Below are 25,858 nucleotides of genomic sequence, written 5' to 3'. Positions count from 1 at the left end.
GGCGCGCGGCGAGGGTGCGCCGCCGGAGGCCGCGGTCGCGCGTCCGATCGGCGCGCTCGGGAGCGTCCTCGCCGCGAACGAGACCGCGCCGACGGAGCCCCTCGCGGCGCGGCTCGCGACGTTGATCGACGCGCTCCCGAGCTGAGCGCTCGGCGCGGCGTTACAGGAAATCGTCTGCTCGTTTGCGGCGCGGGTCTTGTACGATGCGGAGGTGTCGCGCGCGTGGATGCTCGTGTTGCTCGCTGCGTGCTCGGGCGCCGGCGCGTCCGAGACCGAGGCGAGGACGGAGGACGACCTCGCAGAGCGGCGCTACGTCGACGCGTACGCCGACGCGCCGATGACGGGCGTCGCGCGGACGAAGATGCTCGGCGCGCTCGACCGCCTCGCGAAGGTCGCGCGCTCGAGCAAGAGCGAGCTCCGGCGGGCGATCGCGACCGAGACGCTCGCGCGGATCGAGGACGGCGACGTGCTCCTCGGATCGATCCAGGCCGCGCGCGGGATCGATCGCTGGCACATGTGCAAGGACGAGGAGCTGCCGGTCTGCGCCGGCGCCCCGCCCGCGAGCGACGATCGGGTCTGGACCGGCGACGCCGAGCTCGCGCGGCGCCTCGAAGAAGGGCTCGCGGGCTACCAGTGGGGCAACCGCGTCTACTTCTCGATCACGGAGGAGACCGACGTCGGCGAGCTCGCCGCCACGCTCGTGCACGAGGCGGTGCACGTCGCGCATCGGTCCGAGTGCCACTACTACGCGGTCGTCGACGACCACGTCGTCGCGCCCGAGCCGGCGTACGTCGAGGAGTACCGCTCGTTCCTCGCGGAGTGCTGGTACGGCGACGACGCCGCGACGGCGGAGGAGTGCGTCGCGTACGCGAAGGCGGCGACCGACGACTACGGCTTCGGCGTGAGCCCCGACGCGGCGGCGCTCGGCGCGCGCCTGATCGGCGAGCTCGTGCCGGCGAAGGCGACGTGGCCTCGGGCGTTCGGCGCCTGCGAGTAGAGCCCGTCGAGGAGCGCGAGCGCCTCGGTCCGTGAAGGCAGGCCGGCGCGGCGGCGCGTCTCCGCGCTCAGGTCGTCGCGCGCGATCGCCGCGCGGAGCCGCGCGAAGCCGGCCGCCTGCGCGGCGACGACGCGCGACGGATCGGCGACGCGCGCGAGCGCCCACCGGTGGAGCGCCCACGAGAGCGCGGCGTGCGAGGTCTCGTCCGCGGCGATCCCGCGCATCGTCGCGCGGACGGCGGGCTCCGTCGCGCGCTCGGCCTGCCAGGTCGCGACGAGCGCGGCGTACGTCTCGAGCACGCAGCCCTCCACCGCGTTGTCGAGGGCGATCGCGTCGAGGTCGCGGATCGTGGGCTCGACGCGATCGCGATCGAGCGCGCTCTCCGCGCCGAAGCGACGCGCGAGGGCCGTCATCTCCTCGGCGTGGCGCGCCTCTTCGACCGCCGCGCGCGCCGCCCAGCGCACGAGCCGCTCCGGCGCGCCGTGCGCCTCGAGCTCGCGCTCGAGCCACTGGAACGCGTCGACCGAGGCGGCCTCGAGCTCGGCGTTCGCGAGGAACAGCGCGGCGAGGTCGTCGCGCCCGTGTGGCCGCGCCGCGACGAACCCGGGCGGCCGCCGGCCGGCGGTGGCCATGTAGCCTCCGGCGCCGGCCGCGCCGATTCCACACGTGATCCAGTCGCACGCGACCTCACACGTGTTCGCCTGCAGCGGCGCGCATCGGTGCGCGCACTCGCTCCACGCGGGGGACGCGCCGCAGAGCGCGGCGCACTCCTCCCCCGCGAGCTCGATCCCGACGTCGACGTCCGCGGGCCGCGCGACCGCCCAGCGCGCATGGCACTCGTAGCCGTAGTTGCGATCGTCGCCCTCGCAGGTGGCCTTCGTGAACATCGAAGGCTGCGGGCGCTGCACGCACGCGATCGTGGCCGGCGCGCCGTCGTCCTCGTCGCCCGGGGCGAGCGACGTCTTCGCTCCGCACGCGATGGCGCAGGAAGAGGAGGCGACGGCGAGGGCGATCGCACGGCGGAAGATCGCCGGCAGATCCGGATCGGCCATCCCATGAGGCTGTCAGGGCCGTGGATGGGGCGCCCGTCGCGTTCGTGTCTCTCGATCACGATCGCTGGTGCTCGACCATGAAGCTCACCGACGGGTACCCCGCGCGCGCGGCGGTCTGAAAGAGGCTCTTCACGACCGCGCTCGAGACGTCCTGGTCGATCCGGAGGACGACGTTGCCCGGGAACGGCTTGTTCGGGTGCAGCTGCTTCCACGTCTCGCGGCGGGCGACGAGCGCGTCGAACACCTCGTCGACGCGCTGCACGCGCTTGCTTTCGTCGACCGCGAGGGTGTTCCCCGCCGCGCTCCCGTCGACGAGGATCCGCGTGCCGGCGACGCTGATCATCGGCGCGTCGATCATCTCCATGACGTTCGACGCGTGCGGCAGCCTCGGATCGAGCCCGATGCATCCGCACTCGCTCGGCGCCTGGAAGGTGAGGAGCAGGAACACCACCGAGACGACGAGGAAGTCGATCATGCTCGTCAGCGAGAGCGAGGTCGTGACCGGCCGCTGCCCGCCGCCGAGCTTCCGCGCGACGAACGAGAGCGGGACGTTGCGGAGGAGGCGCGCGCCGGGCCTTGCGACGGTCATCGTGAGGCTTCGACCGGCGCGCGGCGCGCGCCTTGGGTCTCATTGCCGGCCGCTGCCCGCCGCCGCGAGGGTCGTCGCGAGGTGGACCCGCGCGCGGCGGTAGATGCGCGCGCGACGCATCTTCGCGCTCCGTATCTGGACGGACGTTCAGTCAAGCCGCGGGGGCGCGAGCGACTACGCTGGCCGCGCGATGATGCGGTCGATCGAACAGGTGCTCGCCGACTACGACGCGGACGCGCCGCTCGAGCGCGCGTTCACGATCCCGGGCTCCTGGTACACGGACCCACGCGTCGCGGAGGTCGAGGCGCGCACGGTCTTCACGCGCTCGTGGCAGCTCGTCGGCCGCGCCGATCAGCTGCTCGCGCCCGGCTGCTACGTCACGGCGGAGATCGCGGGCGAGCCGATCGTCGTCGTGCGCGGGCAGGACGGCGTGCTCCGCGCGTTCTTCAACGTGTGCCGCCACCACGCCGCGGCGGTGATGACGGAGTGCGCGGGCAAGGCCGATCGCCTGCGCTGCCCCTACCACGGCTGGACGTACGGCCTCGACGGCGCGCTCCGGGGCGTGACGGAGCTCGAAGGGTTGGAGGGCTTCGAGCGCGAGGGGATGGGCCTCGTGCCGGTGCGGGTCGCGGCGTGGGAGCAGCTCGTCTTCGTGTGCCTCGACCCGACCGCGCCGTCGCTCGAGGACTGGCTCGGCGCGCGCCTCCGCGCCGAGGTCTCCGCGCTCGGCGTCGGCGCGCTCCGGTTCGCGGGGCGGCGGGAGTGGACGCTCGCCTGCAACTGGAAGGTGTTCGTCGACAACTACCTCGACGGCGGCTACCACGTGCCGTTCCTCCATCGCGGCCTGAACAGCGTGCTCTCGTTCAAGGAGTACACGATCGACTGCTTCGATCGCGTGTGCCTGCAGGCGAGCCCGGTCGAGAGCGGCGCCGGGAACGACGCGATGACGGCTTCGGTTCGAAAGGGCCGCGCCGCGTATTACTGGCTATATCCGAATTTGATGCTCAATTGCTACGAGGGATATCTGGATACGAACCTCGTTTTGCCGCTCGGGCATGATCGGGTAAAGGTCGTCTTCGATTTCTATTTCGATGACGTCGAGAGCGAGGCGGCGCGCGCCCGGAACGAGCGGAGCATCGAGGTCAGCGCGCGCATCCAGGACGAGGACCACGCGATCTGCGAGTCGGTCCAGCGTGGCCTCGGCTCCCGCGCCTACCGCGCGGGCCGCCTGTCGGTGCGGCGCGAGGCGGGCGAGCACCTCTTCCATCGCCTCCTCGCGGCCGACCTGCGAACACGGTAATCGATGGAAGAAGGAACAGGGATAAAGGAGCTCTTCCCGGGCGTCTATCGCGCGGCGCGGCCGCAGCCGAACGGCTGGGAGAACGCGATGTACGTGCTCCGGCTCGCGGACGGCTCGCTCCTCGTCCACAGCGCGACGCGGCTCGGGGCGGGGGCGTTCGACGAGCTCCGCGCGCTCGGTGACGTCCGCTGGCTCCTGGCGCCGAACCACTACCACCACGTCGGCATCCCGGCCTATCGCGAGGCCTTCCCCGCGGCGCGGGTGATCGCGAGCGCGACCGCGGCGCGCCGCCTGCGCGCGAAGGGCCACGAGGTCACGACGCTCGATACCGCCGGCGTCGCGCTGCCCGGCGGCGCGTCGTTCCTCGTCGGCGAGGGGACGAAGAACGGCGAGACGTTCGTGTCGTGGCCGACGCCGGAGGGCCGCGTATGGCTCGTGTGCGACGCGTTCTTCAACGTGCCGTCGCTGACGCGCGCGTCGGGCGCGATCCTCCGCGCGCTCCGCACGGGCCCGGGCCTCGCGATCGGCCAGACGTTTTGCTGGGTCGGCGTCGGCGAGAAGAAGGTCTATCGCGCGTGGCTCGAGGGCGCGCTCGAGCGCGAGCCGCCGAAGCAGCTCCTCTTCTCGCACGGCGCCCCGCTCGTGCTCGCGGAGCGCACGCTCCACGATCTCGTCGCGCGCCGCCTCTGATCGGCGCCGTCTCCGCTCAGCGCCGCACGCGGATCGGGTGGCACGCGATGCCGTGGAAGTCGAGTACCTCGTCGGGCTTGCAGATGGGGACGCACGCCTCGAAGGCCTGGTTCCACTCCTTGCCTTCCGGACACGGCGTCGGCGTCGCGGGCGGTCGCTTCGGCGGCTTCGCGGGGCGCGCGCTCGGCTTCGGAGGAGGCGGTGGCGGCGGTGGCGGAGGTGGTGGCGGCGGCGGTGTGCTCGATGCGGGAGGTGGAGGCGGTGGCGGGGGAGGTGGCGGCGGGGGTGGAGGTGGCGGCGCCGACGTCGACACGCAGGCGCTGCGCGTCAGGCTCCATTCGGTGCCGGGGGGGCAGGGCGTTGGGTCGTCGACGCAGGTGGCGGTGGTGTAGTCGAGCGCCTTGCCGGGCATGCAGTAGGGGAAGCATGCGCCGCGGTTCTCGAACCACAGCGTGTCGGGGGCGCAGCCGTGGGTCTCGGGCACGCAGCCGGTGCCGGGGGCGTCGACGGTCTTTCCGGCGGGGCACGAGGTGACGCAGCCGTTGTGGAGCTCGCTCCAGCGCTTGCCGGCGAGGCAGGTCCGCGGGAGCCAGCCGCAGATGCCGGGCGCGGCGTCGGGCACCTGCACCTTGCCCGGCGCGCACTCCGCGCTGCACGCCTTCGTCGCGGGATCCCAATGCAGCGCCCCGGGACACACGCACCCCCCCGCCGCTTCGCTCCACACGAGCTCCCCAGGACACGCCCGGTACACCGGCTTCGGCGGAGGAGGCGGCGGCGTCTCCGCGCGCGCGATCGACAGCGCACCAAGAGCGCCAAAGACCGCGAACGTACCGAGCACGCGCCGCATTGCGGTCGCGGACTATAGCGCGCGTTCGCGACCCGGCGAAGCCGCGCGCGCTCGCGAGCGGGCTCGCCGCGCGCGCTCGCCACGCGCGTTCGCGAGCGGGCTCGCCGTGCGCGCGGTCGATGATCGCCTTCGGGTTCGCGCTCGGGCGTAGCATGTGGCTTGGATGACGGAGCCGCGGGTGCTCAGCACGTCGGTCGGGGAGCTGCCGCTCGAGGAGTATCACCTGCGCCTCGAGGGACGCGCGTGGCGCATCCTCCATACTGGCGCGGTCCTGAGCCACGAGGACGAGCAGCGGTTCCTCGGGGCCGAGGTTCGCCTGCCGTACGGCATCGTGCTGTGGCCCGCGGCGATCGCGCTCGCGCACGAGCTCGTCGCGCGCACGCTGCGCGGCAAGCGCGTGCTCGAGATCGGCGCCGGCACCGGGCTCCCCGGCATCGTCGCGGCGACGCTCGGGGCGCACGTCGTCCAGACGGACGTGCACGAGGTCGCGCTCGCGGTGTGCAAGATGAACGCGGCGCGCAACGACGTGGCGGCGATCGAGCAGCGCCTCGGCGACTGGACGGCGTGGACCGACACCGATCGCTACGACGTCATCCTCGGCTCCGACGTCATGTACGGCACGACGATGCACCCGCACCTGGCGCACATCTTCGAGACGAACCTCGCGCCGGGCGGCGTCGTCCTCCTCTCCGATCCGTTCCGGAAATCGAGCTTCGCCCTGCCCGAGGCGATGGCGGCGCGAGGCTGGCGCGCCTCGGTCAACAAGTGGACGGTGGGCATTCGGCCGCCCGAGCGCCCGGTCGGCGTCTTCGAGCTCACGAGGTGAGACGCTCCGACGGAGTGTCACGAGGCGCCGCCGCCCTGACAATCTGGCGATCCGTCTCCGAGCGCGCCTCGCGCAAAGTCCATGGAAGCGCGCGTGGCGCGACGGCATGATCCGTGGATGGAGCTTCGCGCATGAGCTCGTACGGTTCGCTCCTCCTCGCCGTTCCCGCCGTCGCCGCGCTCGGCGCGGTCTACTCCGTCGTGCGCACGCTCGTCGGCGTCCGTCGCCTCGACCTGGCGCCGCCGGAGCCCCCGCGCTGGCCGAAGATCTCGATCGTCGTCCCCGCGTGCAACGAAGCGGACACGCTCGCGGACGCGATGCGCGCGAAGCTCGCGAGCGACTACCCGAACCTCGAGATCGTCCTCGTCGACGATCGCTCGACCGACGAGACCGGCGCGATCGTCGATCGTCTCGCGGCGGAGGACGCGCGCATCGTCCCGCTCCACATCGATCGTCTTCCGGAGGGGTGGCTCGGCAAGCTCCACGCGATGCACGTCGGCGCGCGCGCGGCGACGGGCGAGTGGCTCCTCTTCAGCGACGCGGACGTGCACCTCGCCCCCGGCCTCCTCCGCCGCGCGGTGGCGGTCGCGGAGCAGCGCCGCCTCGACTTCATGACGATGGTCCCGCACCTGTGGACGACCGGCATCGTCGCGCTCGACGCGGCGCTCACGTCGTTCCTGCGCATCGGCGTCTCGCTCGGGCGGTTGTGGGCGGTCTCGGATCCGCTCTCGCGCGCGGCCGTCGGCGGCGGCCTCTTCAACATGGTCCGCCGGAGCGCCTTCGAAAGGACGCCGGGCTTCGAGTGGCTCCGCCTCGAGATCACCGACGACCTCGCCTTCGGTCAGATGATGAAGAGGAGCGGCGCGCGCTGCGCGGTCTTCAACGGTCGCGACGACGTGTGCCTCTACTTCTACCGCACCGTGCGCGAGATGGCGGGCGGGTTCGAGAAGAGCTTCGGCGGCACGAAGGCGTGGCCCGTCATCGCGACGTGCCTCGGCTTGCTCTTCGTCGAGCTCGCGCCGCTCGCGTTCCTGACCGCGCCGGAGCGGGCGGTGCGCGCCGTCGCCGTCGCGATCATCCTCGTGACGACGTGCGCCCAGGTCGCGGTCGCGCGCTGGTCCGGTCGCCCCGCCGCGACGGGCGCGGTCCCGTTCGTCGGCGCGAGCCTCCTCTTCGTCGTCGCGCTCCGCTCCGCCGTCCTCGCGCACGCGCGCGGCGGCGTGCGCTGGCGCGGCACCTGGTACTCGTCCGCCGCCCTCCGCGCGGGACGTCGCGTGGAGCTCTTCTGACGGGCGTAAAGGAACTGCGTACAATCGCAGCTTGGAGATACGAATGCCGCATACAACGGGCGCTGCTAGAACGTCCGCATGTTCGTTCACGATCACGTCGCGTTGACCGTCAAAGACCTCGCGGTGAGCCGCGGCTTCTACGAGTACCTGGGCGGTCGGGTGGTCAGCAAGCCGTCGAAGGCGTTCATGGAGATCGTGCTCGGCGAGATCCGTCTGCACCTGGTCCCCGCCGAGGGCGACACGAAGGCGGCGACGGCCCCGCGCATCGATCACCTTTGCCTCCGCGTCGGCTCGGTCGACGACCTCACGTCGGTCGAGGCGCGCGTCAACGCGCATCCGCTCCTTCAGGGTCGCGCGCCCTGTCACGTCGAAGACTCGCCGCCGCTCGGCGAGGGCGGCAAGGAGCACGCGGAGGAGCGCCCGCCGCGCAAGACGCTCTACTTCGAGGATCCGGACGGCATCCGCCTCGAGGTCCGCGCGTACTCCTGAGTCTCGTACTCCTGAGTCTCGCGCCGAGCCGCGCGTAGTACGTCAGAACGTCACGCCGGTGGTGACGCCGCTGCGGTGGATGCCGTCGACGTCGGGGATGAAGTAGACGTGGAACGGCACGTAGATCGAGCCGACGCGTGGCGTCCACCCGGCCGCCACGATCGCGTGCGCTTCGCTGCCTTTCAGCGGCGCGATGTTGGTGCCGATGCCGATCTGGAACGAGTTGTTCAGCTCCGCGCCGATGAGGAAATTGGCCGACGGCAAGAAGCGACTCTGCTCGAGCCCGGCGATCATCCCGTTCGCGAGCAAGAGCACGTTGAGCCACGAGTGGCTGACGACGCGATAGAGCACCTCGTATCCGACGAGGAGGTGACTCGGCGCGCGGAGGTCGGCGCGCTGCTTCAGCGTCTCTCCGTCGAGCCCGGCGGCGGGCCGGTTGTAGTTGAAGACGTAGCCGTACCCGATACGAAACCCGTGCAGCAGCTTGTCGTCATGCGGCGACCGCGCCCGCGGACTCGCACCCGTCGCGTCCGGCGGCGCATCGACCTGCGTAGCTTCGAGCGTCATCCTCACCGATGAGGACGACGATGACGGTGACGACGCGGGTGCGGGCGGCGGCTCGGGCTCGGACGCGGGTGGGTTCGGCTCTGCGTGCGCGGGGGTAGCGACGAGAAGCAAGGTGACGACGCCGACGATGGAAGGAATGTGCATGAATGACTCCTCGTCTCGCGGAAGAGCAGCCCCTGCGCCGCCCGCCCCCCCACACAATTCCGCGCCCTTCACGCGCTGACGTGTGCAGCGCGCTGCACACCGCTGTCGCCGCGAGGTCACGCGTTCCCGCACCCCGCGCGTCTCGACCCCGCCTGAGCGGGGGCTGCGAGGGCTCGGCGCGCGAGCGTTCAGCCGTGAGCGTTCGGGCCGTGAGCGTTCGGGCCGCAAGTGCTCACACGCGTTCCCGCGGACTTGGTCTTGGAGTGTGCGCGCTCAGGCCGTGAGCGTTCAGGCCGCAAGTGCTCAGGCCGCGAGTGCGAGCGCTCAGGCCGCGGGGGTTCAGGTCGCGAGCGTTCGGGCCGTGAGTGCTCTGGCCGGGAGCGTTCAGGTTGCGAGTGCTTCGCGGAGCGCGGTGGCGAGTGAGCGTGCGACGCTTGGCGTGGGCACGCCTGCGGCTCGAACGATGTCGGCGCACGGGACTTCGCGCTCGCATCCATGCGCGAGCGCGCGCCATGCGGCGGCGGTGGCGTTCTCGACGATGGCGCGGTCGCCGACGGTCAGCTTGGTCGCGTACCAGTCGGCGAGGTCGAGCGCGAGGGCGGCGTGCTCCGCCTCGTCGCGTGCGATGCGCCGGAACGTACGGCGCAGCGCAGGATCGGCGGCGTGCGTCGCTTGATAGGTGGCGACGAGCGCGCCGTACGCCTCCCGAACACAGCCCTCCACCGCATTGTCGACCGCAAGCTCGAGGATCGACCGTCGCACGGACCCCCCACGCGCCCCCCGCGCCAGCGCAGGGCCGAGTGCGCGCGCGTGGGCGGTCGTGATGCGCGCGCTCCGCGTCGGCGGCGCGTTGGGACCCGCGTGTGATCGGCCACGATGGGTCATGATGCTCGTGCCTCGCGCCGGCGGTGCGCTGAGCGCCCGCGCGTGGGTGGTCATGAGGTGGGCGTGGACTAGCTCGTCGCGGCGGGCGTGGGTGGTGCGTGCGAGGAGGGAGGAGGGGGCTCGATGGGTAGCGAGATTTTCGTGGAGGTCCTCGAAGGCTAGGACGGAGGCTGCTTCGAGGTGGGCTAGCTCGGCGAGGTATGCGGGGAGCGATGCGAGCCAGGGGCGCGGGGGCGGTTCGTAGGCGATCGGGCGGCGGCCGGTGGAGCAGCCCCACGTGCTGCCGTCGATCTCGTTTTGCTCGAGGTCGGTGAGCTTGCCGTCGCGGTGGACCTTGAAGAGTCGCTCGACGACGGGATCCTCGCAGCCGCCGTAGACCTGGCGGAGGACGAAGCCGTCGCTCTCCGTCCGCGCGTTTGGACCCGAGCAGGTCGGGCTGCGACGGCTCAGCGCCGCGACGATCGCGGCCTCCGCGAGCGTGTCGATCGGCGCGACGAGGGCGCGGAGCTCCTCCACCGTCGTGATGACGCGGACGTCGTCGCCGCTCGTCACGACGCCGTATTCGCGCTCGATCGCGTGGTCGTTGCCGTCGTAGCGCCAGCCCTCCTCGTCGCTCCGCGCCGCCTCGACCCGCGCGAGGCAGTCCTCCCGGTTCGTCGCGCCGCTGCACGGCGTTCCTAGTGTGCCCGTCGTCGCGCGCGCGCCGGGCGCCGCCGGGAGCTTGTGGCGCGCGGGGACGAAGCTCCGGAACACGGCGCCGTCGGCGCTCGGGCCGAGCGAGAGGCCCGCGTAGCGGTCCTCGGGGTGAAGGTCCAGGCACGGCACCGTCTCGGGCATCGGCGTCGGATCGGAGTAGCAAGCGACCGGCGCGAGCGCCGCGACGATCGCGCCGAGGACAGGGGCGAGCGTCGGCCGCATCGTTCGATGGTACCAGCGCGCTCGGGCGGCGAGAGGACCTCGTCGGTCGAGACGAGGGGCGAAGCGCCCCACTCCGAGACGATCGAAGCGGGAGACGAGGTCAGTGCGAGGCCCATATAAAAATCATCGAAGTGGGGTTGCGGGCTTTGGGGGTGGGCCTTACTTCTCTCGTCCGAGCGCGTGCCCTCGATCGCCGATTTGGGCGAAGGATGCCGCGGGCTCGAAAGTTTGGGTTTCTCCGGGTGTGAGAGGCAAGTGACCTTGGATCCAGAGTTGATGGTTCGAGTCCATCCCGGTCCACCGCTGCGCGTTTGCGCGCGTGGCTTCGTTACGGACTGGTAGCCGAAATTGGTAGAGGCGCGTCACTTGTTAGTGTCGAGTAATCGTAAGTCCATCGTGGCTTCTCCATCCGCGGGCGTTAGACGCCCTCCATTCCGGAGGGCGCGGGTAGTCGTGTCATGTCCACCGAAGTTCGTCAGAAGATCCCTGTTCCCCGGCGCTCCTTCCTCTGGTCTCTCAACGAGACCTCGGGAGAGATCCTCATGCACGTCGGGCCGACCGAGTTCACGCCGTCGGCCAACGACCGGATCGTTCGGTCCAACGGTCGCGGCGGGTTCGAGCAGGCCTCGATGGAGGCGCGGCCCTTCGTCGTCGCGCGCGACGGCGAGTACGTCGTGCTCGAGAACCCCGTCCGCGACACGCACGCGGACGACGCGGCGAAGAACGGCGCGTTCATCGCCGGCGGCAACAAGGAGAAGGAGCTCGTCTCCGGAACGAAGCGGATCATCCCCGGTCCGTGCTCGTTTCCGCTCTGGCCCGGTCAGAGCGCGGAGGTGCGGCCCGCCCACAAGCTCGGCGCGAACCAGTACCTGCTCGTCGAAGTGGTGGGTGAGGTCGAGGAGCGCGCTCCCTACTACCGGCTCGTGATCGAGTCGGCGGGGCTGTCGTCCGCCGTCATCGATCAGGGCGGGGAGGCCGAGTCGGCGCCGCTGACGGGGCCCGAGTCCGTGCCCGCGGCGTCGCTGCGGCTCGGACAGCGCATCGTCATCCAGGGACGCCACACGCAGCTCTTCATTCCCCCGTCGGGGATCGAGATCGTGCCGCCGGTCGAGGAGTCGGAGTCGCCGAAGGAGGCGGCGGACGAGGACGCGACGGTGGGGCTCCCGGCCGAGGTCGCGCAGGAGTGCAACAAGATGGTTGCGCTCGTGCGGGAGGGCGTGAGCGCGAAGCAGTTCAGCACGATGAAGAACGAGCTGCGGCACCGCCAGGAGCTGCCGCTCGGACAGCGCGCGATCATCCTCGCCGCGCTCGACCACGCCTTCGAGGCGCGGGCGGGGGCGGGGCCGGCGAAGCGCGTCGACCGCGGACAGCGGAGCGGCCCGACCGATCCGTACGCGCGGCGCGCGGTCGTGCTCGGACCGAAGGAGTTCTGCATCCTCTTCGACGCCGACGGAAACCCCCGCATCGTGCGCGGGCCCGCGCGCGTCTTCCCCGGACCGCACGACACCTTCCTCCAGCGTGGATCGCGGCGGCGCGTCTACGACGCCTACGAGCTCTCCGAGCAGCAGGCGCTGTGGCTCCGCGTCATCACCCCGGTCTCGCGCGCGCGGCTGCTCGCGCAGCTGCCGGCGGGCGTCACGCTCGAGCGGGAGCACTACGACGCGGGGTCGGAGCTGATCGTCCGCGGTCAGCCCTCGGTGTTCTTCCCGTTCATCGAGGCCGAGGTCGTCAACCCGTCGACGCGTGAGCCGCACGTCGGAAACGATCACGACGCCGTCATCATCAACGCGATCGGCATCGATCAGAAGAAGGGCGCTTACGTCCGTGACCTCCGCACCGGAATGGTGAAGATGGTCCGCGGCGAGACGTCCTACCTCATCGACCCGCGCTTCGAGGAGCACGTCCAGCGCCGGATGGCGCGGGAGTCGTGGAACCTCTGGGTCGCGCACGCCGAGCCGCACAAGGCGCTGAAGACGAGCGCCGGCGAAGAGCCGGACTCGTTCAGCACGCCGTGGGCGGTGTCGATCATCGTCCCGAACAACGAGGCTTGCCTCGTCGTCTCGCGGAACGGGCGGCGCGTGGAGATCGGTCCGAAGTCGATCCTGCTCGAGTACGAGGAGTCGCTCCTGGCGCTCCACCTCTCGAAGGGCGCGGCGAAGGACGGTCACCACACGGTGAAGACCTGCTTCCTCCAGGTGCAGGGATGGCGCGTCGCCGACACCTTCGAGCTCGAGTCGAGCGACTTCGTGAAGCTGCGCGTCAAGCTCGGCTTCGCGGGGCGCTTCGAGGGCGCGCCGGAGGCGTGGTTCCAGGTCGATGACCCCGTCAAGCTGCTCGCGCACTCCGTGCGGGCGCGGCTGCGGAAGATCGCGCGTGAGCACTCGTTCGCGCGCCTCGTCCGCGAGCTGGGACAGCTGATCCAGAGCACGCTCTTCGCTTCGGAGCTGCGCTTCGAGGAGAACGGGATGGTCGTGGAGTCGTGCGAGCTGCTGAAGCTCGACATCGTCGACGCCGCGCTCGCCTCGCTCTTCGCGGACGCGCAGCGCGAGGCGGTGAAGCTCCAGATCACCGACGAGACGGCGACCCGGCGCCTGGAGTCCGAGCGGCACCAGGACCAGGTCGACGCCGAGGAGCACGCGATCGTGCGGAGCGCGGTGGCGCGCAAGGCCGAGAGCCGGCTCGTCGACGCCGAGGCCGATCACCGCGTGGACGTGCGCAAGCTGAGCTTCCGCTTCGACGCCGAAGACGTCGAGCTGGAGCGCAAGCAGGCGCAGTCGCTGCGGGAGCTCGAGGAGGAGCTCCGTGCCGCTCAGCGGCGGAGCGAGTCCGAGATGGAGCGGCGCCGGAGCGAGTACGCGATCGAAGAGGCGCACCTGTCGAAGGTCGCCGAGGTCGATCGCGCGCGCGCCCAGGCGTTCGCGGAGGCGGAGGCGCTGCGTCTCCGCGCGATCCAGCCCGAGCTCGTCGGAGCGCTCCACTCCGCGGCCGATGCCGAGGTCATGAAGGCGGCTGCCGCCAACATGAACCTGGTCTCGCTGCTGGGAGGGAAGTCTCCGCAGGAGCTGTTCGAGCACGTCCTCCGTGGAACGCCGCTCGAGCGCAGCGTGCGCGACATGCGCGCGCGCTCGAACGGCAAGAACGGCACGACGACCGAGAGCGAGTCGTGATTCTTTCAACGTCGGGGGCTTCGCCCCCGACACCCCCACCCCAGACACGGCCCTCGCGCTGCGCGCTCGGGGCGCTTCGCGCCCGCTTTCGCGGCCGCTTCTGGGGCCCGGTCCGGCCGCCGCGCCAAAAACGCGGCGGTCGGGGTGGGATTTATTTCGAGTCGGCTCGAGCGCGCGGGGCGCGTCGGCGGCTCTCTGAATGACGGCGACGTGGCGGCCACGTGAGCATTAGGTGTTTTCGCGTTTTGGCTAGTGGTAAGCCAATCGACTGCTAATCGATAGACGCAGGTTCGAGTCCTGCATCGCACTAATAGACAGCCTTGGCTGGGCCGCTTCGTCGTTCGTCTCTATTTCGTCAGCCCATGCGCGTGACGAGGCTCGCGAGCCCGATCAGCAGCGCGAGGGCGGTGAGCGCGATCGCGACCATCACGCCGACGAACGCGGCGTTCTTCCGAAAAGCATCGAACGATTCGCCGGTTTGCATGACGGGACCCTCCTCTCGATCATGGGATGAAGCATCGATCGTTCCACCGCGCCGGCGCGGGCGGGGCGCGGCCGAGCTGGCGTGGCGTTTCGGCGTCTGGTCGCGAGTTGCCACCTCGAGCTTCGCGCGCTTCGTCGCGTGGGCCCGCGCGGCGCGTGAAGCACGCACGTTGCAGCGCTATCGAGGAGGAGGTGCGTCATGGAAGCTTCGCGCGAGAACGAGCACGAGCGCGTGAACGAGAAGGGGGCTCGTCCGGTCGTGCTCGCGGCGATCGATCGGTCGCTGGCGTCGGACGAGGTCATCGAGGCCGGCGCGCTCGCCGCGCGGAGCCGCGACGGCGAGCTGCACCTCGTGCACGTGCTTCCTCCGCCGACGTTCCCGAGCGGGCCCGCGATCCCGCCGGTGCCGTCGCTGGTCGAGGACGGCCGCGTCTTCCTGCAGAACATGCGCGACGTCGCGGAGCGCTCGTTCACCGGGCCCCTCGCGGTGCACCTCGCGACGGGCGACGCGCACGACCAGATCACCGCGCTCGCGGCGGACCTCGGCGCGGACCTCATCGTGGCGGGCGCCCCCGCGAAGAGCGCGCTGACGCGGCTGTTGCACGGTTCGGTCGCGCACCGCCTCGCGAACGACGCGCCGTGCGCGGTGCTGGTGGCGCGCCCTCGGGCGCGGGAGGACGCGCCGGCGATCGAGCCGCCGTGCCAGGCTTGCCTCGAGGCGCGCCGGCAGAGCGGGGGCGAGCGGATGTGGTGCGAGCATCATGCGCGCCCCCACGCCCAGGCGAGGCTGCACTACGCGGTGCCGCCGTCCTTCGGCCGTGGCTCGATGTTCCTCGAGCCGCGGCAGTGAGGGCGCGTCAGAACGTGGCGACGACGGGGGCGTGGTCGCTGCCGAGGACCTCCTTGCGGACCACGCAGCTCGTCGTCGTGGCGGCGAGCGCCTCGCTCGCGAGGATGAAGTCGATGCGCCAGCCCTGGTTCTTCTCGCGGAGGCCGCGCCACGGGGGCCACCACGTGTAGACGCTCGCGTCGATGGGGTAGGTGGCGCGGAGCAGGTCGACGAGGCCGTGATCGATCGCGGCGCGGAGGAGCGCGCGTTCGTCGGGGCGTACGCCGATCTGGCCCGGCTTCACCTGGCTTGGATGCACGTCGGCCTCCGTGAGGGCGACGTTGAGGTCGCCGCAGACGACCAGCGTCTCACCGTCGGCGCGGCGGGCGGCGGTCCATTGCTCGAGGTGGCGGAGGAAATCCATCTTCGCCGCGAAGTCCTTGCCGCCGTTGGGGACGTAGACGGAGGCGTAGCGGACGCCCGCGACGAGGGCGTCGACGATGCGAAATTCGTTGTCGAACGCGGGGTGGGTGAAGGCCGGGCTGGCGGGGAAGGTGGAGCGGCGAAGATGGAGGCTGACTCCCGAATAGCCCTTCGGGCCGCCGTGCCAGTAATTCCAATATTCGTGGAGGGTCGTGAGCGGGTCGGGGATCTGCGCGTGGGTGGCCTTGATCTCCTGGAGACAAAGGACGTCGGGCTTCTCCCACGCGATCCAGTCCAGGAGCTGGGCGTGGCGCGCGCGGAGGCCGTTGACGTTCCAGGTCGCGATCTTCACGGTGGTCAGCGGGTCGGAGGTGGGGCCTCGACGATCGTCGCGCCCGCGTCGTCGGACGCGACGAGGATCGCGAAGCGCTCGACGCGATCGAGGTCGTCGGTCGAGAGCGTCGCGTAGTCGAGGCGGCCGCGGAGGTCCGTGTAGCCGTCCTTGAAGAACGCGACGCGGCCGCCGCGCTCGCGGCCGTAGACCTTCACGTACACCGCCGGGAGCGACGCGCCGGTGGACGCGCGGACGACGCGCAGCTGGCCGAACGCGTGCGCGACCTGGACGCCGAGGTCGTGCGCGTAGTGCGCGACGGAGCGGCGGAGGCCCGGCGCGACCGCCTCGATGACGAGGTTCGCGCCGTGGAGGGACGGCGGGATCGGCACCGCCGTCGTCGCCGCGCCGGCGGTGAGCGCGACGTCGAGGACGAGGCCCGGCTCGATGAACGAGAATCGGTCGACGTCGCTCTGGACGAACGGCTGGCGCGAGAAGACGAGCTCGATATCCATCTTGAAGAATCGAACTCGGCATTCGGCGAGGTTCGCGTGCGTGATCGTGATGTCGCCGCCGCGGACCGCGATGTCGAGCGACGCCTGGCGCGCCGCCGCCTGCGTCATCTGCCGGTCGCGCTGATCGGCGTCGACGGAGGTGGCCTCCGGCGGCGGGGCGCCGGTGCCCTCGACCTCGTCGAGCATCTCCACGAGCGCGCCGTAGCGGCTGCGCCAGCGATCGATCGCGACGGTCGCCCACGGCGTCGCGAGGCGGCGCGCCGCCGCGAGGTCGCCGCGGTAGCAGGCGACGTACGCCGCGAGGTAGTCGTGCTGCAGCTTCGCCTCGATCTCGCCGGGGCGGACGCGATCGAGCAAGGCGATCGCGTCCTCGACGCGGTCCATGCAGAGGAGGTAGTGCGCCGCCGCGAGGAGCGCGTCGCTCGCCGGCTTCGCGCGGTGCGCCACGACGTCGAGGAAGGCGCGGTACTGCGCGTCGAGCCCGTCGTTGAGGATGCGCCGCTGCGCGCCGAGGCGATGCGCGCGCGCGTTGATGAGCGGCGCGTACTCGAGGTGCTGGAACCACGCGCGCTCGACCGGATCGACGACGCCGTCGAGCTCCGGGCCCCCCTCGCGGAGGAAGTCCTCCTGATGCCGCAGCCACTCGCCGGCGCGACCGCGGTCGTGGTGCAAGAGCGCGTAGGCCCAGAGGCGATCGTCGTAGACGCGGCGCGCGGCGAGGAGCTCGGTGACGCGCGTGAACGCCTCGCGATCGTGCATGCGCCAGGCGACGCGCTCGAGGTCGACGCGCCCGAGGTTCGCGCCCTCGAGGAACGCGAGCACCTCGGCGAGGGAGCCGCGCTGGGAGACGTGCGACCACGAGGCCTGGTCCACGGTGGAGGGCTCGCGCACGACCTCGAGCTCGCGAGCTTCCGCCGCGACGAGGAGCGCGCCGCCCCGCGTGACGTGGGCCGGGAAATGCGAGAAGCGGCCGGGGAGGGGGAAATAGAAGGCGTATTCGAGCGACTGCGTGCCGTAGGGCGAGAGGTGGACCGTCACCGTGCGGGTGAGGAAACCGCTCGCGACCGGGAGCGCGCCCTTCGGGATCTGCATCAGCACGTCGAGCTTCTCGCTCGCGCTCGTCGGGTTCGTGACGACGACGAGGCAGCGGTAGACGACGCCGGCGATCATCTCGCCCGCGACGCGCTTCTCGCGCTGCTCCGCGCCGTCCCACTCCCAGCGATCGTCGCTCCGCACGTAGCTCTGACCGACGAGGACGGCGGGCGGCGGCGCGTCCTTGGCGCGCGCGGCGATCTCGACGAGCGACGACCGCGCGGCGAGGGCGTGGCTCGCCGGGACCACGGTGAGGCGCGTCTCCTCGAGCTCGGTCGTGTGCTTCGCCGCGACGAACGGCAGGTCGAGGAACGCGAGCGCGCACATCGCCTCGGCGAAGCTCGCCGCGCAGTCGCCGACGTGAGGGGAGAGGAACGGGCCGTCGCCGCCGGCGCGGACGTGCTCGGCGAGGTCGCGCCAGAAGCGGTTCGGCGCGATGAGCGACTCGTCGATCTCGTCACGCCGCCGCTTCCACCACTGGACCTCGGCCCACTCCTGCGTCTTGTCGGCGCCGCGGTAGAGCGGCGCGGCGCGCTTGCGCTCGAGGAGGTCGGAGCGGAGGCCGTCGGCGCCGCCGCCGCCAGGACCACCGATCGCGACGGGACGATCGGTGTCGCCCTCCTGGCGCGCGCGCCCTCCCTTCTTGCGCTTCGGCGCCTCGTCCTCGTCGTAGGCCGAGCGCTCTTCGAGGAAGGCCATCTCCGGGGCCGCTTCGGCGAGCTCGCCCCCGCCCTCCTCGAGCGCCGCGGCGCCGAGGAGAGTCGCGACGAGCCGCGCGTCGCGCTCGGGATCGGGCGGCGTCAGGTCGACGGTGTCGCCGACGAGGCGCGCGAGCGACGGGCGGAGGGAGGGCACCGCCGAGGCGAGGAGGATGCGCTCGACCGTGTTCAGGCGACCGAACGCCCACGGCTCGAGGAACGATCCGAGGTCGGCGCCGAGGAGGAAGCGATCGACGAACGCCTTCTCGCGCTTGTTCGCGAGCGCGGGGCGCACGACCGCGTCGAAGAAGGCGCGGTCCTTCTTCCAGAGGAAGAGGTGTAGCTCGTGGCACGCGTACTTGCTGTAGCGCGCGCGCCGCGTCGCCTCGTCGAGCGCCGCCCACTCCGTGACGAACGAGAGCTCGCGGAGCTCCGTCGGGTCGGAGGTGAGCGTCGTCAGGAGCTGATGCGCGCGCGCGAGCGTGTCGACGAGCTCGATCTTCCCGCTCCGCACGTCGGGCACGACGAGGGGCGTGCCGGCGGGGGCGCCGTCGATGCGGCGCTGCTCGGCGAAGTGACGCGCGGGATCGAGCGCGAGCTTGAGGCGGAGATCGCGCGCGCGGAGCGGAGCGGGCGGGAGCGCGACGTCGGCGTGGAGCGGCGCCGGGAGCGAGGGATCGAGCACGAACGCGAGCAGCAGCTGCGCGCTCGCGCCGAGGTCCGCGCGCGGCACGCGCACGACGCCGTCCGCGTCGGGGCGGAGGTTCGAGAGCACGACCGCGCTCGCGGGCAGGAAGTCGACCGTCGGGAACCCGGGCTGCTCCGTCGCGCTGCGTTCGCGTTGTGGCGCGATGCTGCGCATCGCGCGCGCCGGCATCGAGGGCGCGGGGCGCATGGCCGGCCCCGGCGGCGGCGGAGGGGCGGCCGCGTAGACGCCGCCGCTCGCGGCCTCCTGCCGCTTGGTCGAGGTGGTGCGGAGCGGCCACGGGTGGAGGAGGAGGCTCGGCTTCTCGAGCATCATGCCCGGCCGGCGCTGCGCCTTCCGCCGCTCGAGGACGTAGCGGTACTCGTCGCCGATGTCGCGGCCCGAGACGTAGCGCGCCGTCGCGCGCTCGGCGCGGAACGCGAGCGGCGCGCGCGGTCGCGGCGGCGTGCCCGAGGGCGCGATGACGGGATCGGCGAGGAAGCGCGTCGCGACGAAGTGCACGCGCGTCGACGGCGTCGCGTTCGCGACGTGGAGGACGAGCGCGTCGCCGTCGGCCTCGAGCCGGCGCACGACGGGGAGCGGAGGCGGGAGCTCGAGGAGCATCTCGCCGGCCTGGACCCACGCGCGCGCGGCGGCCGACGGGTGCGCGGCGGCGTGGACCTCGCCGGCGCGCGGGACGACCGTGATCGCCGTCGTCGCGCCGTCGACGTCGAGTCGATAGTCGCCGGCGGCGAGGCCTTCGATCGCGATCGTTCGGTCGACGAGCGAGGCGTGCGCGCTCTCGTCGCCGACGTTCGCGCCCTGGCGCACGGCCATGAGCGAGAGATCGAGGACGGAGCGCGTCTCGCGCGGGCGCGGCAGGACGATCGGCTCGCCCTCGAGCGCGTGGACCGCGGGAGGCGGGACCTCGGCCGCGGCGCCGAGCCAGAAGGTGCGCTGCCCGACCGGCCACGTCGCGACGACGCGCATGACCTTGCCCGCGAGCGGCCCGAGGTCGATCTCGCCGCGCTCGTCGGTCTCGAGCGTGGTCTGGAGCAGCGTCGCGGTGATGCGATGCTGGAGCGCGATCGCGATCGCGCGGCCGGCGAGCGGCTCGCCCGTCTTCCCGAGGAAGGAGAGGACGAAGCGATCCTCTCCCGGCGCCGACGCGACGCGCGCGAGGTGCAGCGACGACGTGATCTCGGTCGACTGGATGACGTTGAGCGGACCGTACGCGCCGTCCGCGACCTCGACCGTCTCTTGCCGCGACGCGACGCGGACGCGGCCGCGGAGCTGGAGCGAGAGCTGGATCGTGCCGTCGGGGACGTTGAGATCGACCGTGACGTCCTCGTCGTCGCGCAGGACGACGGGCTGCGTGCGCGAGGTGGAGGTGCCGGAGAGGTCCGACGCCGTGATCTCGATCCGCGCGTCCTCGACCAGCGCGAGCGAGACCGGCGCGCCGCCGAGGGTGAGCTTCGGCCGGCAGAGGAGGCGCGCGTCCTGGTTCGCGACGAGCGACTCGCGCTCGACGTGGAAGCCGGCGGCGAGGACGGGCTGCTCGTACGGGCGATCGATCGTGATGCGCTGGACGACGCTTCCATGGACGAGGAGCGCGGCGACGACCCCGCCGCTCGTCGCGAACGGGATCGTGATCCCGCCGCCCTCGGCGGGGTCGCGCGGGGTGAGCTCGCGCGCGCCGAGCCACAGCCGCGCGGCCGGGAGCGGCGCGCCGCGCTCGTCCGTGATCGTCACGCTCGTCCCGGCCGCGGTCGTGCGCGCGAGGTGGCGGAGCGAGCCCTTTCGCACGAGCGCGCGGCTCGAGCGGCCGTTGCCGATCAGCTCGACGACGTACGTGCCGGGCACCTTGCACTCGGGCAGCTCGACGCGGATGCGGCGGCGGCGGATCGGCGGGTCATCGAAGGCGAGCTTCTTCTCCGCGCCGCTCGCGACCATGCCGTCGAGGTCGATGCTCGTGTCGACCTCGGCGCTCCGCGCGATCCAGTACGCGAGCGCGTCGATGCGGAACACCTTCACCTCGAGCTCGGGGACGTTCTTCACGTCGACGTCGAGCGCGACGTCGTCGTCCGCGCCGTAGGTGCGCGGGTTCTGCGGCGCGAGCTCGATGTCGACGCGATCGCGCAGCGCCTCGCGCTCGCCCGCGGCGAGCACCTTCGCGCAGCGCTCCGCCTCCGCGCCGCTCGCTCCGGCGAGGAGGCGCGTCGCGGCCCAGTGGCGCGCGAGCCAGTCGCGATCGAGGAGGTCGCTGAACGCGCTCGGGTCCTCGCCTTCGAGGAAGCGCGCGAGGTAGTCGCGGACGAGCGGCGCGTCGTCTCCGATCTCGGAGAGCCCGAGCGCGCCGGCGGCGGCGTTGCCGGGGACGACGAAGCGGTCCTGCGGGACCGACTCGACGCGCGCGCGGAGGACCCACTCCGCGACGCGCGGGAGCTCGAGGTAGGCGCGGAAGCGCTGGCGATCGTAGATGCCGGCTTCGCGATCGAGCTCGAGGCGATGGTAGAGGAGGGTCGCCTTCAGCGTGTTGAACGCGGGCGCGAGCGGCTCCGCGAACGCGAGCGCGCGCTCGAGGAGCCGGGCGCGCTCGTCGCGATCGACGCGCACGTCGATCCACGAAGGAGGGGCGAGGCGCGCGAGGACGGCGTCGACCCACGAACGTTGCTCGCGCAGCCACGAGAGGCGCGCCGCGAGGTCGTGGAGCTGCGCGAGCGTCAGGAGCGAGTGGATGGCGAGCGCGCCGAAGCGCCCGCTCGATCCGTTCTTGTCGACGAGGTCGTCCGCGACGAGGTCGAGCACGCGCGGGAGGTCGGCGCGGCGGAGGCGCGCGAGCAGCGGACGCCGGTACCGCCGCGCGTCGAACGAGGGATCGCGCAGGAGGTCCGGCAGCGCGGCGTCGGTGACGTCGTCGAGGTTCTGGCGCCGCCGCAGCGCGTCGGCGAGGACGGCGCGGTCGTCGAGCGGGTCGAGCCGCGTCGGGAAGCGCTGCGCCTGCGCGACGACCTCGGCGCGATCGTCGAGCCTCGTGTCGGTCTCGCGCCGGACCTCCTCGGAGGCCGCCGGCAGATCGCGCTGCATCTTGAGGAGGAGCTGGCGTCGCGCGAGGGTGACGTAGCGCTGCTCTTGCCGGCCGTGGCGGTCCTCCCAGCTCGCGAGGAGCGCGTCGACCTCGTCGAGGCGCCCGTCGTGCTGGAGGAGGACGCCGCGCCAGTAGTCGTGATCCACCGTGCCGGGCAGCAGCGTGGCGAGCGCGGCGGCGCGATCGCCGAGCGCGAGCTGTTCGAGGGTCGCGAGCTCCATCGCCGCAAGGTATCCGAATGCGACGCGACGCGGGCGCGAGGCGCGCATAATGTTCGTCATCGTGAAGCGCGTCCGGATCCGCTCCGCGGGGGGCTACGAGAAGCTCGAGATCGAGGAGGTCGCCGCGCGCGAGCCGGCGCAGGGCGAGGTCCGCATCGCGGTGGAGGCGATCGGCGTGAACTTCGCCGACTGCATCGTGCGGATGGGCCTCTACGCGTCGGCGAAGGAGTACGTCGGCTGGCCGATCACGCCGGGCTTCGAGGTCGCGGGGCGCGTCGATCGCGTGGGCGAGGGCGTCACGCGGCACCGCGTCGGCGATCGCGTGATCGGGCTCACGCGCTTCGACGGCTACGCGACGAGCGTGGTCGTTCCCGAGCATCAGGCGTTCGGCTTCCCCGCGGCGTGGTCGATGGAAGCGGCGGCGGGCTTCGCGGTCGTGTTCTTCACCGCGGACTACGCGCTCTCGGAGCTCGCGCACCCGCGGAAGGGCGCCTCGCTCCTCGTCCACTCCGCCGCCGGCGGCGTCGGCACCGCGCTCCTCCAGCTCGCGCGCGCGTACGAGCTCCGCGCGATCGGCGTCGTCGGCGCGCCGCACAAGGTCAAGGTCGCGAAGGAGCAGGGCGCGGAGCACGTGATCGACAAGAGTAGCGAGGACCTCTGGGCGGCGGCGGAGCGGTACGCGCCGAAGGGCTACGACGTCGTGCTCGACGCGAACGGCGTCGAGACGCTCGCAGGGAGCTACGAGCACCTCCGTCCGACCGGGCGCCTCGTCGTCTACGGGTTCCACACGATGATGCGGCGCGGCGGCCCGGGCACCCCGAGCTGGCCGAAGCTCGCGCTCGACTGGCTCCGCACGCCGCGGTTCAACCCGCTCGACCTCACGAACGACAACAAGAGCGTGATGGCGTTCAACCTGAGCTACCTGTTCGAGGAGCGCGCGCTCATCGACGAGGCGAGGGCGCGCCTGATGGCGCTCGCCGACCGCGGCGCGATCACGCCGCCCGCGACGCGCGCGTTCCCGTTCGACGCCGTCGCCGACGCGCACCGCGCGATCGAGAGCGGCACCACGACCGGCAAGCTGGTCCTCACCGTTGGCCCCCCGCGTGCAGATGCTGCAGGCGATGGGTCAGCGCCACACTCGCGGTAACGACGACGCGGTCGTGGTCGGCAGTGGGCCGAACGGCCTCGCTGCCGCGATCGTGCTCGCCCGCGCGGGCGTCCGCGTCCGCGTCCTCGAGGCGGAGCCCACGATCGGCGGCGGGACGCGCACGGCCGCGCTCACGGAGCCGGGGTATCGCCACGACGTCTGCTCGGCGGTGCATCCCTTCGCGGTGCTGTCGCCGTTCTTCGCGACGCTCCCGCTCGCGGAGCACGGGCTCCGCTGGGCGCAGCCGCCGATCGCGGTCGCGCACCCGCTCGACGACGGCGGCGCGGGCGCGCTCTTCGCGTCGGTCGACGAGACGGCGCGCGCGCTGGGCGGCGACGGCGCGGCGTACCGCATCGTGATCCGGCCGCTCGCGCGGGACCTTCGCGCGCTCGCCGGCGACGTTCTCGCGCCGGTGTTGCACGTGCCGCGGCATCCGCTGAAGCTCGCGCGGTTCGGGCTCCGCGCCGCGCTCTCCGCGCGCATGCTCGCGCGCGGCGCCTTCGAGGGCGCGCGGGCGCGGGCCCTCTTCGCCGGGCTCGCGGCGCACTCGTTCTTGCCGCTCGACGCGCCGTTCACAGCGTCGTTTGCGCTCCTCCTCGCCGCGTCGGCGCACGCGTGCGGCTGGCCGTTCGCGCGCGGCGGCTCGCAGCGGATCGCGGAGGCGCTCGTCTCGGTGCTGCGGACGCACGGCGGCGAGGTCACCGGCGGCGTGCGCGTCCGGGACCTGGATTCGCTCGCCGCGCGCGCGGTGCTGTTCGACACGTCGCCGGCGATCCTGGAGCAGGTCGCGGCGGCGCGGCTGCCGGAGCGCTACCGCGCGCGCCTCCGCCGCTGGGAGCGCGGTCCCGGCGCCTTCAAGATCGACTATGCGCTCCGCGCGCCGGTGCCGTGGCGGGCGGAGGAGTGCCGGCGCGCGGGGACGGTGCACGTCGGCGGGACGTTCGAGGAGATCGCGGCGGCGGAGGCGGCCGTCACGCGCGGCGAGCACCCCGAGCGCCCCTTCGTCCTCGTCGCGCAGCCGAGCCTCTTCGACGACACGCGCGCCCCGCCGGAGCGGCATACGCTCTGGGCGTATTGCCATGTACCGAACGGCTCTACTTTGGATATGAGAGAGGCTATCGAAGCGCAGATAGAGCGATTCGCGCCCGGCTTCCGCGACGTCGTCCTCGCGCGCGCGGTGCTCGGGCCGCGCGAGCTCGAAGCGCATGACGCCAATTTCGCCGGCGGCGACATCAGCGGCGGGCTCGGCTCGCTCTTCTTCAGGCCCGTGCCGGCGTGCGATCCGTATTCGACGCCGGCGCGGGGTATTTATCTATGCTCCTCGTCGACGCCGCCGGGGGCAGGGGTCCACGGGATGTGTGGCTATCACGCCGCCAGGAGCGCGCTCCGGCGTGAGCTCAGGGCGCCGCCGCGAACGTGAGCTCCGTGCGGTCCTCGACGGTGGGATCGAGCGTCACCGTGCAGGTCGTGCTCGTCGACTCGACGCACTGGCCGGCGGGCCACGTCACGTTCGCGCGCGTCGTGACGCGGAGGCGCACCGGCGCGAGCGGATCGTTGCCGCGCACGCGCACCGCCGCGCCGTTCGTCGCCGCGAGGCCGGTCGCGCCCGCGGACTCGATCGCGTTCGCGTCCCACGGGTTCACGTCGCCGCCGGTCGTGCGGTGGCGCGCGACCACGCCGCCCTCGATCGCGAGGTCGACCGCGCCGGGCCCTCGCACGACGACGGGCCAGCTCGGGTTGCAGAAGCGCGCCCCCGCGCCGAGCACGTTGCGCTCGAACCACGGGCGGTAGGGCGCGAGGGTCGTGGCGTAGCCGTCGTTCGAGCCGTTGAGGCTCCAGCCGATGACGCCGCGGACGCCGAGGTTCGAGCGCACCGACGCGCCGCTGTCGCCCTGGCAGATCCCGTAGCGGCCGTTGCTCCCGCTGAGGCGAAGGAGCGTCGGCGTGCTCGCGACGCGCACGCCGGGGATCGCGCCGCCGGTGGAGTTCGTGACGTTGCCGCCGCGGAAGAAGCCGTAGCGGAGGACGCCGTCGCCGGTCTCGTCGCACACGTTGAAGCCGTAGCCGTGGATCGTGTACGGGTCGTTCCGCACGGGGGTGGAGAAGTCGAGCGGGATCGGCCTGTAGTCGCTCCGGTGATCGACCGTGCGCGGACCGGGGCTCGCGGAGGCCGACGCCCAGAGGATCTTGATGTCGTCGGCGGGGCTCCAGTCGAAGGAGCCGCCGGCGTAGCGCGGGAGCGGGGTCGAGTCGCGGAGCGAGAGGCTGCGCGCGCTGAACGTCGTCTTGAGGCGCGGGTCGGAGAGCCCGACGTTCACGTCCGGCCCCATCTGGAGCGACCCGCCGCTGCAGTGCGCCGCCGTGATGAGGCAGCGCGCGCGCGAGACGAACGTCGCCGTGCACACGGTGCCGTACGACGCGACGGGCACGCGCCCCTCTTCGCGCGTCCCGTTCGCGATCGCGCCTTCGTCCGCGCCGTCGGCGTCGGCGTCGCCGTCGTCCGCCACGCAGGCGCTGCCCGCGAGGGCGAGAGGAAGAAGGCACGTCCACATCCACCCGCGCGAGCATGAAAACATGAGAGTATCT

General features: G+C 72.3%; 18 protein-coding genes and 1 tRNA gene. 11 read left to right on the top strand and 8 right to left on the bottom strand.

Annotated features, from left to right (window positions below; genetic code table 11):
• Nucleotides 1–211: 211 nt before the first annotated feature.
• On the top strand, nucleotides 212–997 hold the full coding sequence (locus KF837_33335) for a hypothetical protein (GenBank protein MBX3232258.1): 786 nt from the start codon (nucleotides 212–214) through the stop codon (nucleotides 995–997).
• On the opposite strand, the gene KF837_33330 is transcribed toward KF837_33335, so the two are convergent.
• Together KF837_33330 and KF837_33325 are read right to left on the bottom strand one after the other, a co-directional pair.
• Nucleotides 889–2,049 carry a hypothetical protein gene (locus tag KF837_33330; protein MBX3232257.1) on the bottom strand — a complete coding sequence of 387 codons (1,161 nt, stop codon included), beginning with the start codon at nucleotides 2,047–2,049 and terminating at the stop codon, nucleotides 889–891. The two genes, KF837_33335 and KF837_33330, sit on opposite strands and share 109 nt — an antisense overlap.
• A 55-nt stretch (nucleotides 2,050–2,104) precedes the next feature.
• Entirely contained in the window at nucleotides 2,105–2,638 is a 534-nt protein-coding gene (locus KF837_33325; GenBank protein MBX3232256.1) for a biopolymer transporter ExbD, read from the bottom strand.
• Nucleotides 2,639–2,828: 190 nt separating this feature from the next.
• On the opposite strand from KF837_33325, the gene KF837_33320 reads away from it, so the two are divergent.
• A complete protein-coding gene (locus KF837_33320) occupies nucleotides 2,829–3,938 on the top strand; it encodes an aromatic ring-hydroxylating dioxygenase subunit alpha (protein MBX3232255.1) in 1,110 nt (369 codons plus the stop codon).
• Between the two features lie 3 nt (nucleotides 3,939–3,941).
• Entirely contained in the window at nucleotides 3,942–4,628 is a 687-nt protein-coding gene (locus KF837_33315; GenBank protein MBX3232254.1) for a hypothetical protein, read from the top strand.
• 16 nt (nucleotides 4,629–4,644) lie between these two features.
• Here the strand turns inward: KF837_33315 and KF837_33310 are convergent, their stop codons facing one another.
• Entirely contained in the window at nucleotides 4,645–5,475 is an 831-nt protein-coding gene (locus tag KF837_33310) for a hypothetical protein (protein ID MBX3232253.1), read from the bottom strand.
• A 163-nt stretch (nucleotides 5,476–5,638) separates the two neighbouring features.
• Between KF837_33310 and KF837_33305 the strand changes: the two genes are divergently transcribed.
• The 3 genes from KF837_33305 to KF837_33295 all read left to right on the top strand — a co-directional run bounded on the left by KF837_33305 (nucleotide 5,639) and on the right by KF837_33295 (nucleotide 8,079).
• Nucleotides 5,639–6,301, top strand: coding sequence for a methyltransferase domain-containing protein (locus KF837_33305; protein MBX3232252.1), 663 nt, complete (start codon nucleotides 5,639–5,641; stop codon nucleotides 6,299–6,301).
• Nucleotides 6,302–6,432: 131 nt separating this feature from the next.
• Nucleotides 6,433–7,590, top strand: coding sequence for a glycosyltransferase (locus KF837_33300; GenBank protein ID MBX3232251.1), 1,158 nt, complete (start codon nucleotides 6,433–6,435; stop codon nucleotides 7,588–7,590).
• A 78-nt stretch (nucleotides 7,591–7,668) separates the two neighbouring features.
• Nucleotides 7,669–8,079, top strand: coding sequence for a VOC family protein (locus KF837_33295; GenBank protein MBX3232250.1), 411 nt, complete (start codon nucleotides 7,669–7,671; stop codon nucleotides 8,077–8,079).
• Between the two features lie 42 nt (nucleotides 8,080–8,121).
• Here KF837_33295 and KF837_33290 read toward each other — a convergent pair whose 3' ends face one another.
• Together KF837_33290 and KF837_33285 are read right to left on the bottom strand one after the other, a co-directional pair.
• On the bottom strand, nucleotides 8,122–8,646 hold the full coding sequence (locus KF837_33290; protein ID MBX3232249.1) for a hypothetical protein: 525 nt from the start codon (nucleotides 8,644–8,646) through the stop codon (nucleotides 8,122–8,124).
• 528 nt (nucleotides 8,647–9,174) lie between these two features.
• Nucleotides 9,175–10,593 (bottom strand): hypothetical protein, encoded by a 1,419-nt coding sequence (locus tag KF837_33285; protein MBX3232248.1) that lies wholly within the window; start codon nucleotides 10,591–10,593, stop codon nucleotides 9,175–9,177.
• A gap of 458 nt (nucleotides 10,594–11,051) precedes the next feature.
• On the opposite strand from KF837_33285, the gene KF837_33280 reads away from it, so the two are divergent.
• The 3 genes from KF837_33280 (at nucleotide 11,052) to KF837_33270 (ending at nucleotide 15,093) form a co-directional block, all read left to right on the top strand.
• A complete protein-coding gene (locus tag KF837_33280) occupies nucleotides 11,052–13,760 on the top strand; it encodes a hypothetical protein (protein ID MBX3232247.1) in 2,709 nt (902 codons plus the stop codon).
• 240 nt (nucleotides 13,761–14,000) lie between these two features.
• Nucleotides 14,001–14,069 (top strand) — tRNA-Ser (locus KF837_33275).
• 373 nt (nucleotides 14,070–14,442) lie between these two features.
• Nucleotides 14,443–15,093, top strand: coding sequence for a universal stress protein (locus tag KF837_33270; protein MBX3232246.1), 651 nt, complete (start codon nucleotides 14,443–14,445; stop codon nucleotides 15,091–15,093).
• 7 nt (nucleotides 15,094–15,100) lie between these two features.
• Here KF837_33270 and xth read toward each other — a convergent pair whose 3' ends face one another.
• Both xth and KF837_33260 read right to left on the bottom strand, forming a co-directional pair.
• Nucleotides 15,101–15,847 carry an exodeoxyribonuclease III gene (gene xth / locus KF837_33265; protein MBX3232245.1) on the bottom strand — a complete coding sequence of 249 codons (747 nt, stop codon included), beginning with the start codon at nucleotides 15,845–15,847 and terminating at the stop codon, nucleotides 15,101–15,103.
• Between the two features lie 5 nt (nucleotides 15,848–15,852).
• Entirely contained in the window at nucleotides 15,853–22,125 is a 6,273-nt protein-coding gene (locus KF837_33260) for a hypothetical protein (protein MBX3232244.1), read from the bottom strand.
• Between the two features lie 49 nt (nucleotides 22,126–22,174).
• Here KF837_33260 and KF837_33255 point away from each other — a divergent pair, with 49 nt between their 5' ends.
• Both KF837_33255 and KF837_33250 read left to right on the top strand, forming a co-directional pair.
• The gene (locus KF837_33255) at nucleotides 22,175–23,272 is read left to right on the top strand and encodes a zinc-binding dehydrogenase (GenBank protein MBX3232243.1); all 1,098 of its coding nucleotides are present in this window, start codon (nucleotides 22,175–22,177) and stop codon (nucleotides 23,270–23,272) included.
• On the top strand, nucleotides 23,247–24,692 hold the full coding sequence (locus tag KF837_33250; protein MBX3232242.1) for an NAD(P)/FAD-dependent oxidoreductase: 1,446 nt from the start codon (nucleotides 23,247–23,249) through the stop codon (nucleotides 24,690–24,692). The genes KF837_33255 and KF837_33250 overlap by 26 nt, the downstream gene beginning before the upstream one ends.
• On the opposite strand, the gene KF837_33245 is transcribed toward KF837_33250, so the two are convergent.
• Nucleotides 24,670–25,824, bottom strand: coding sequence for a trypsin-like serine protease (locus KF837_33245; protein MBX3232241.1), 1,155 nt, complete (start codon nucleotides 25,822–25,824; stop codon nucleotides 24,670–24,672). The genes KF837_33250 and KF837_33245 overlap by 23 nt on opposite strands.
• Between the last annotated feature and the right edge of the window lie 34 nt (nucleotides 25,825–25,858).

The sequence above is a fragment of the Labilithrix sp. genome (assembly GCA_019637155.1).
Lineage (GTDB): Bacteria > Myxococcota_A > Polyangia > Polyangiales > Polyangiaceae > Labilithrix.
Note: the sequence above shows the minus strand (reverse complement) of the source record. Positions and strands in the feature narration are given on the sequence as shown.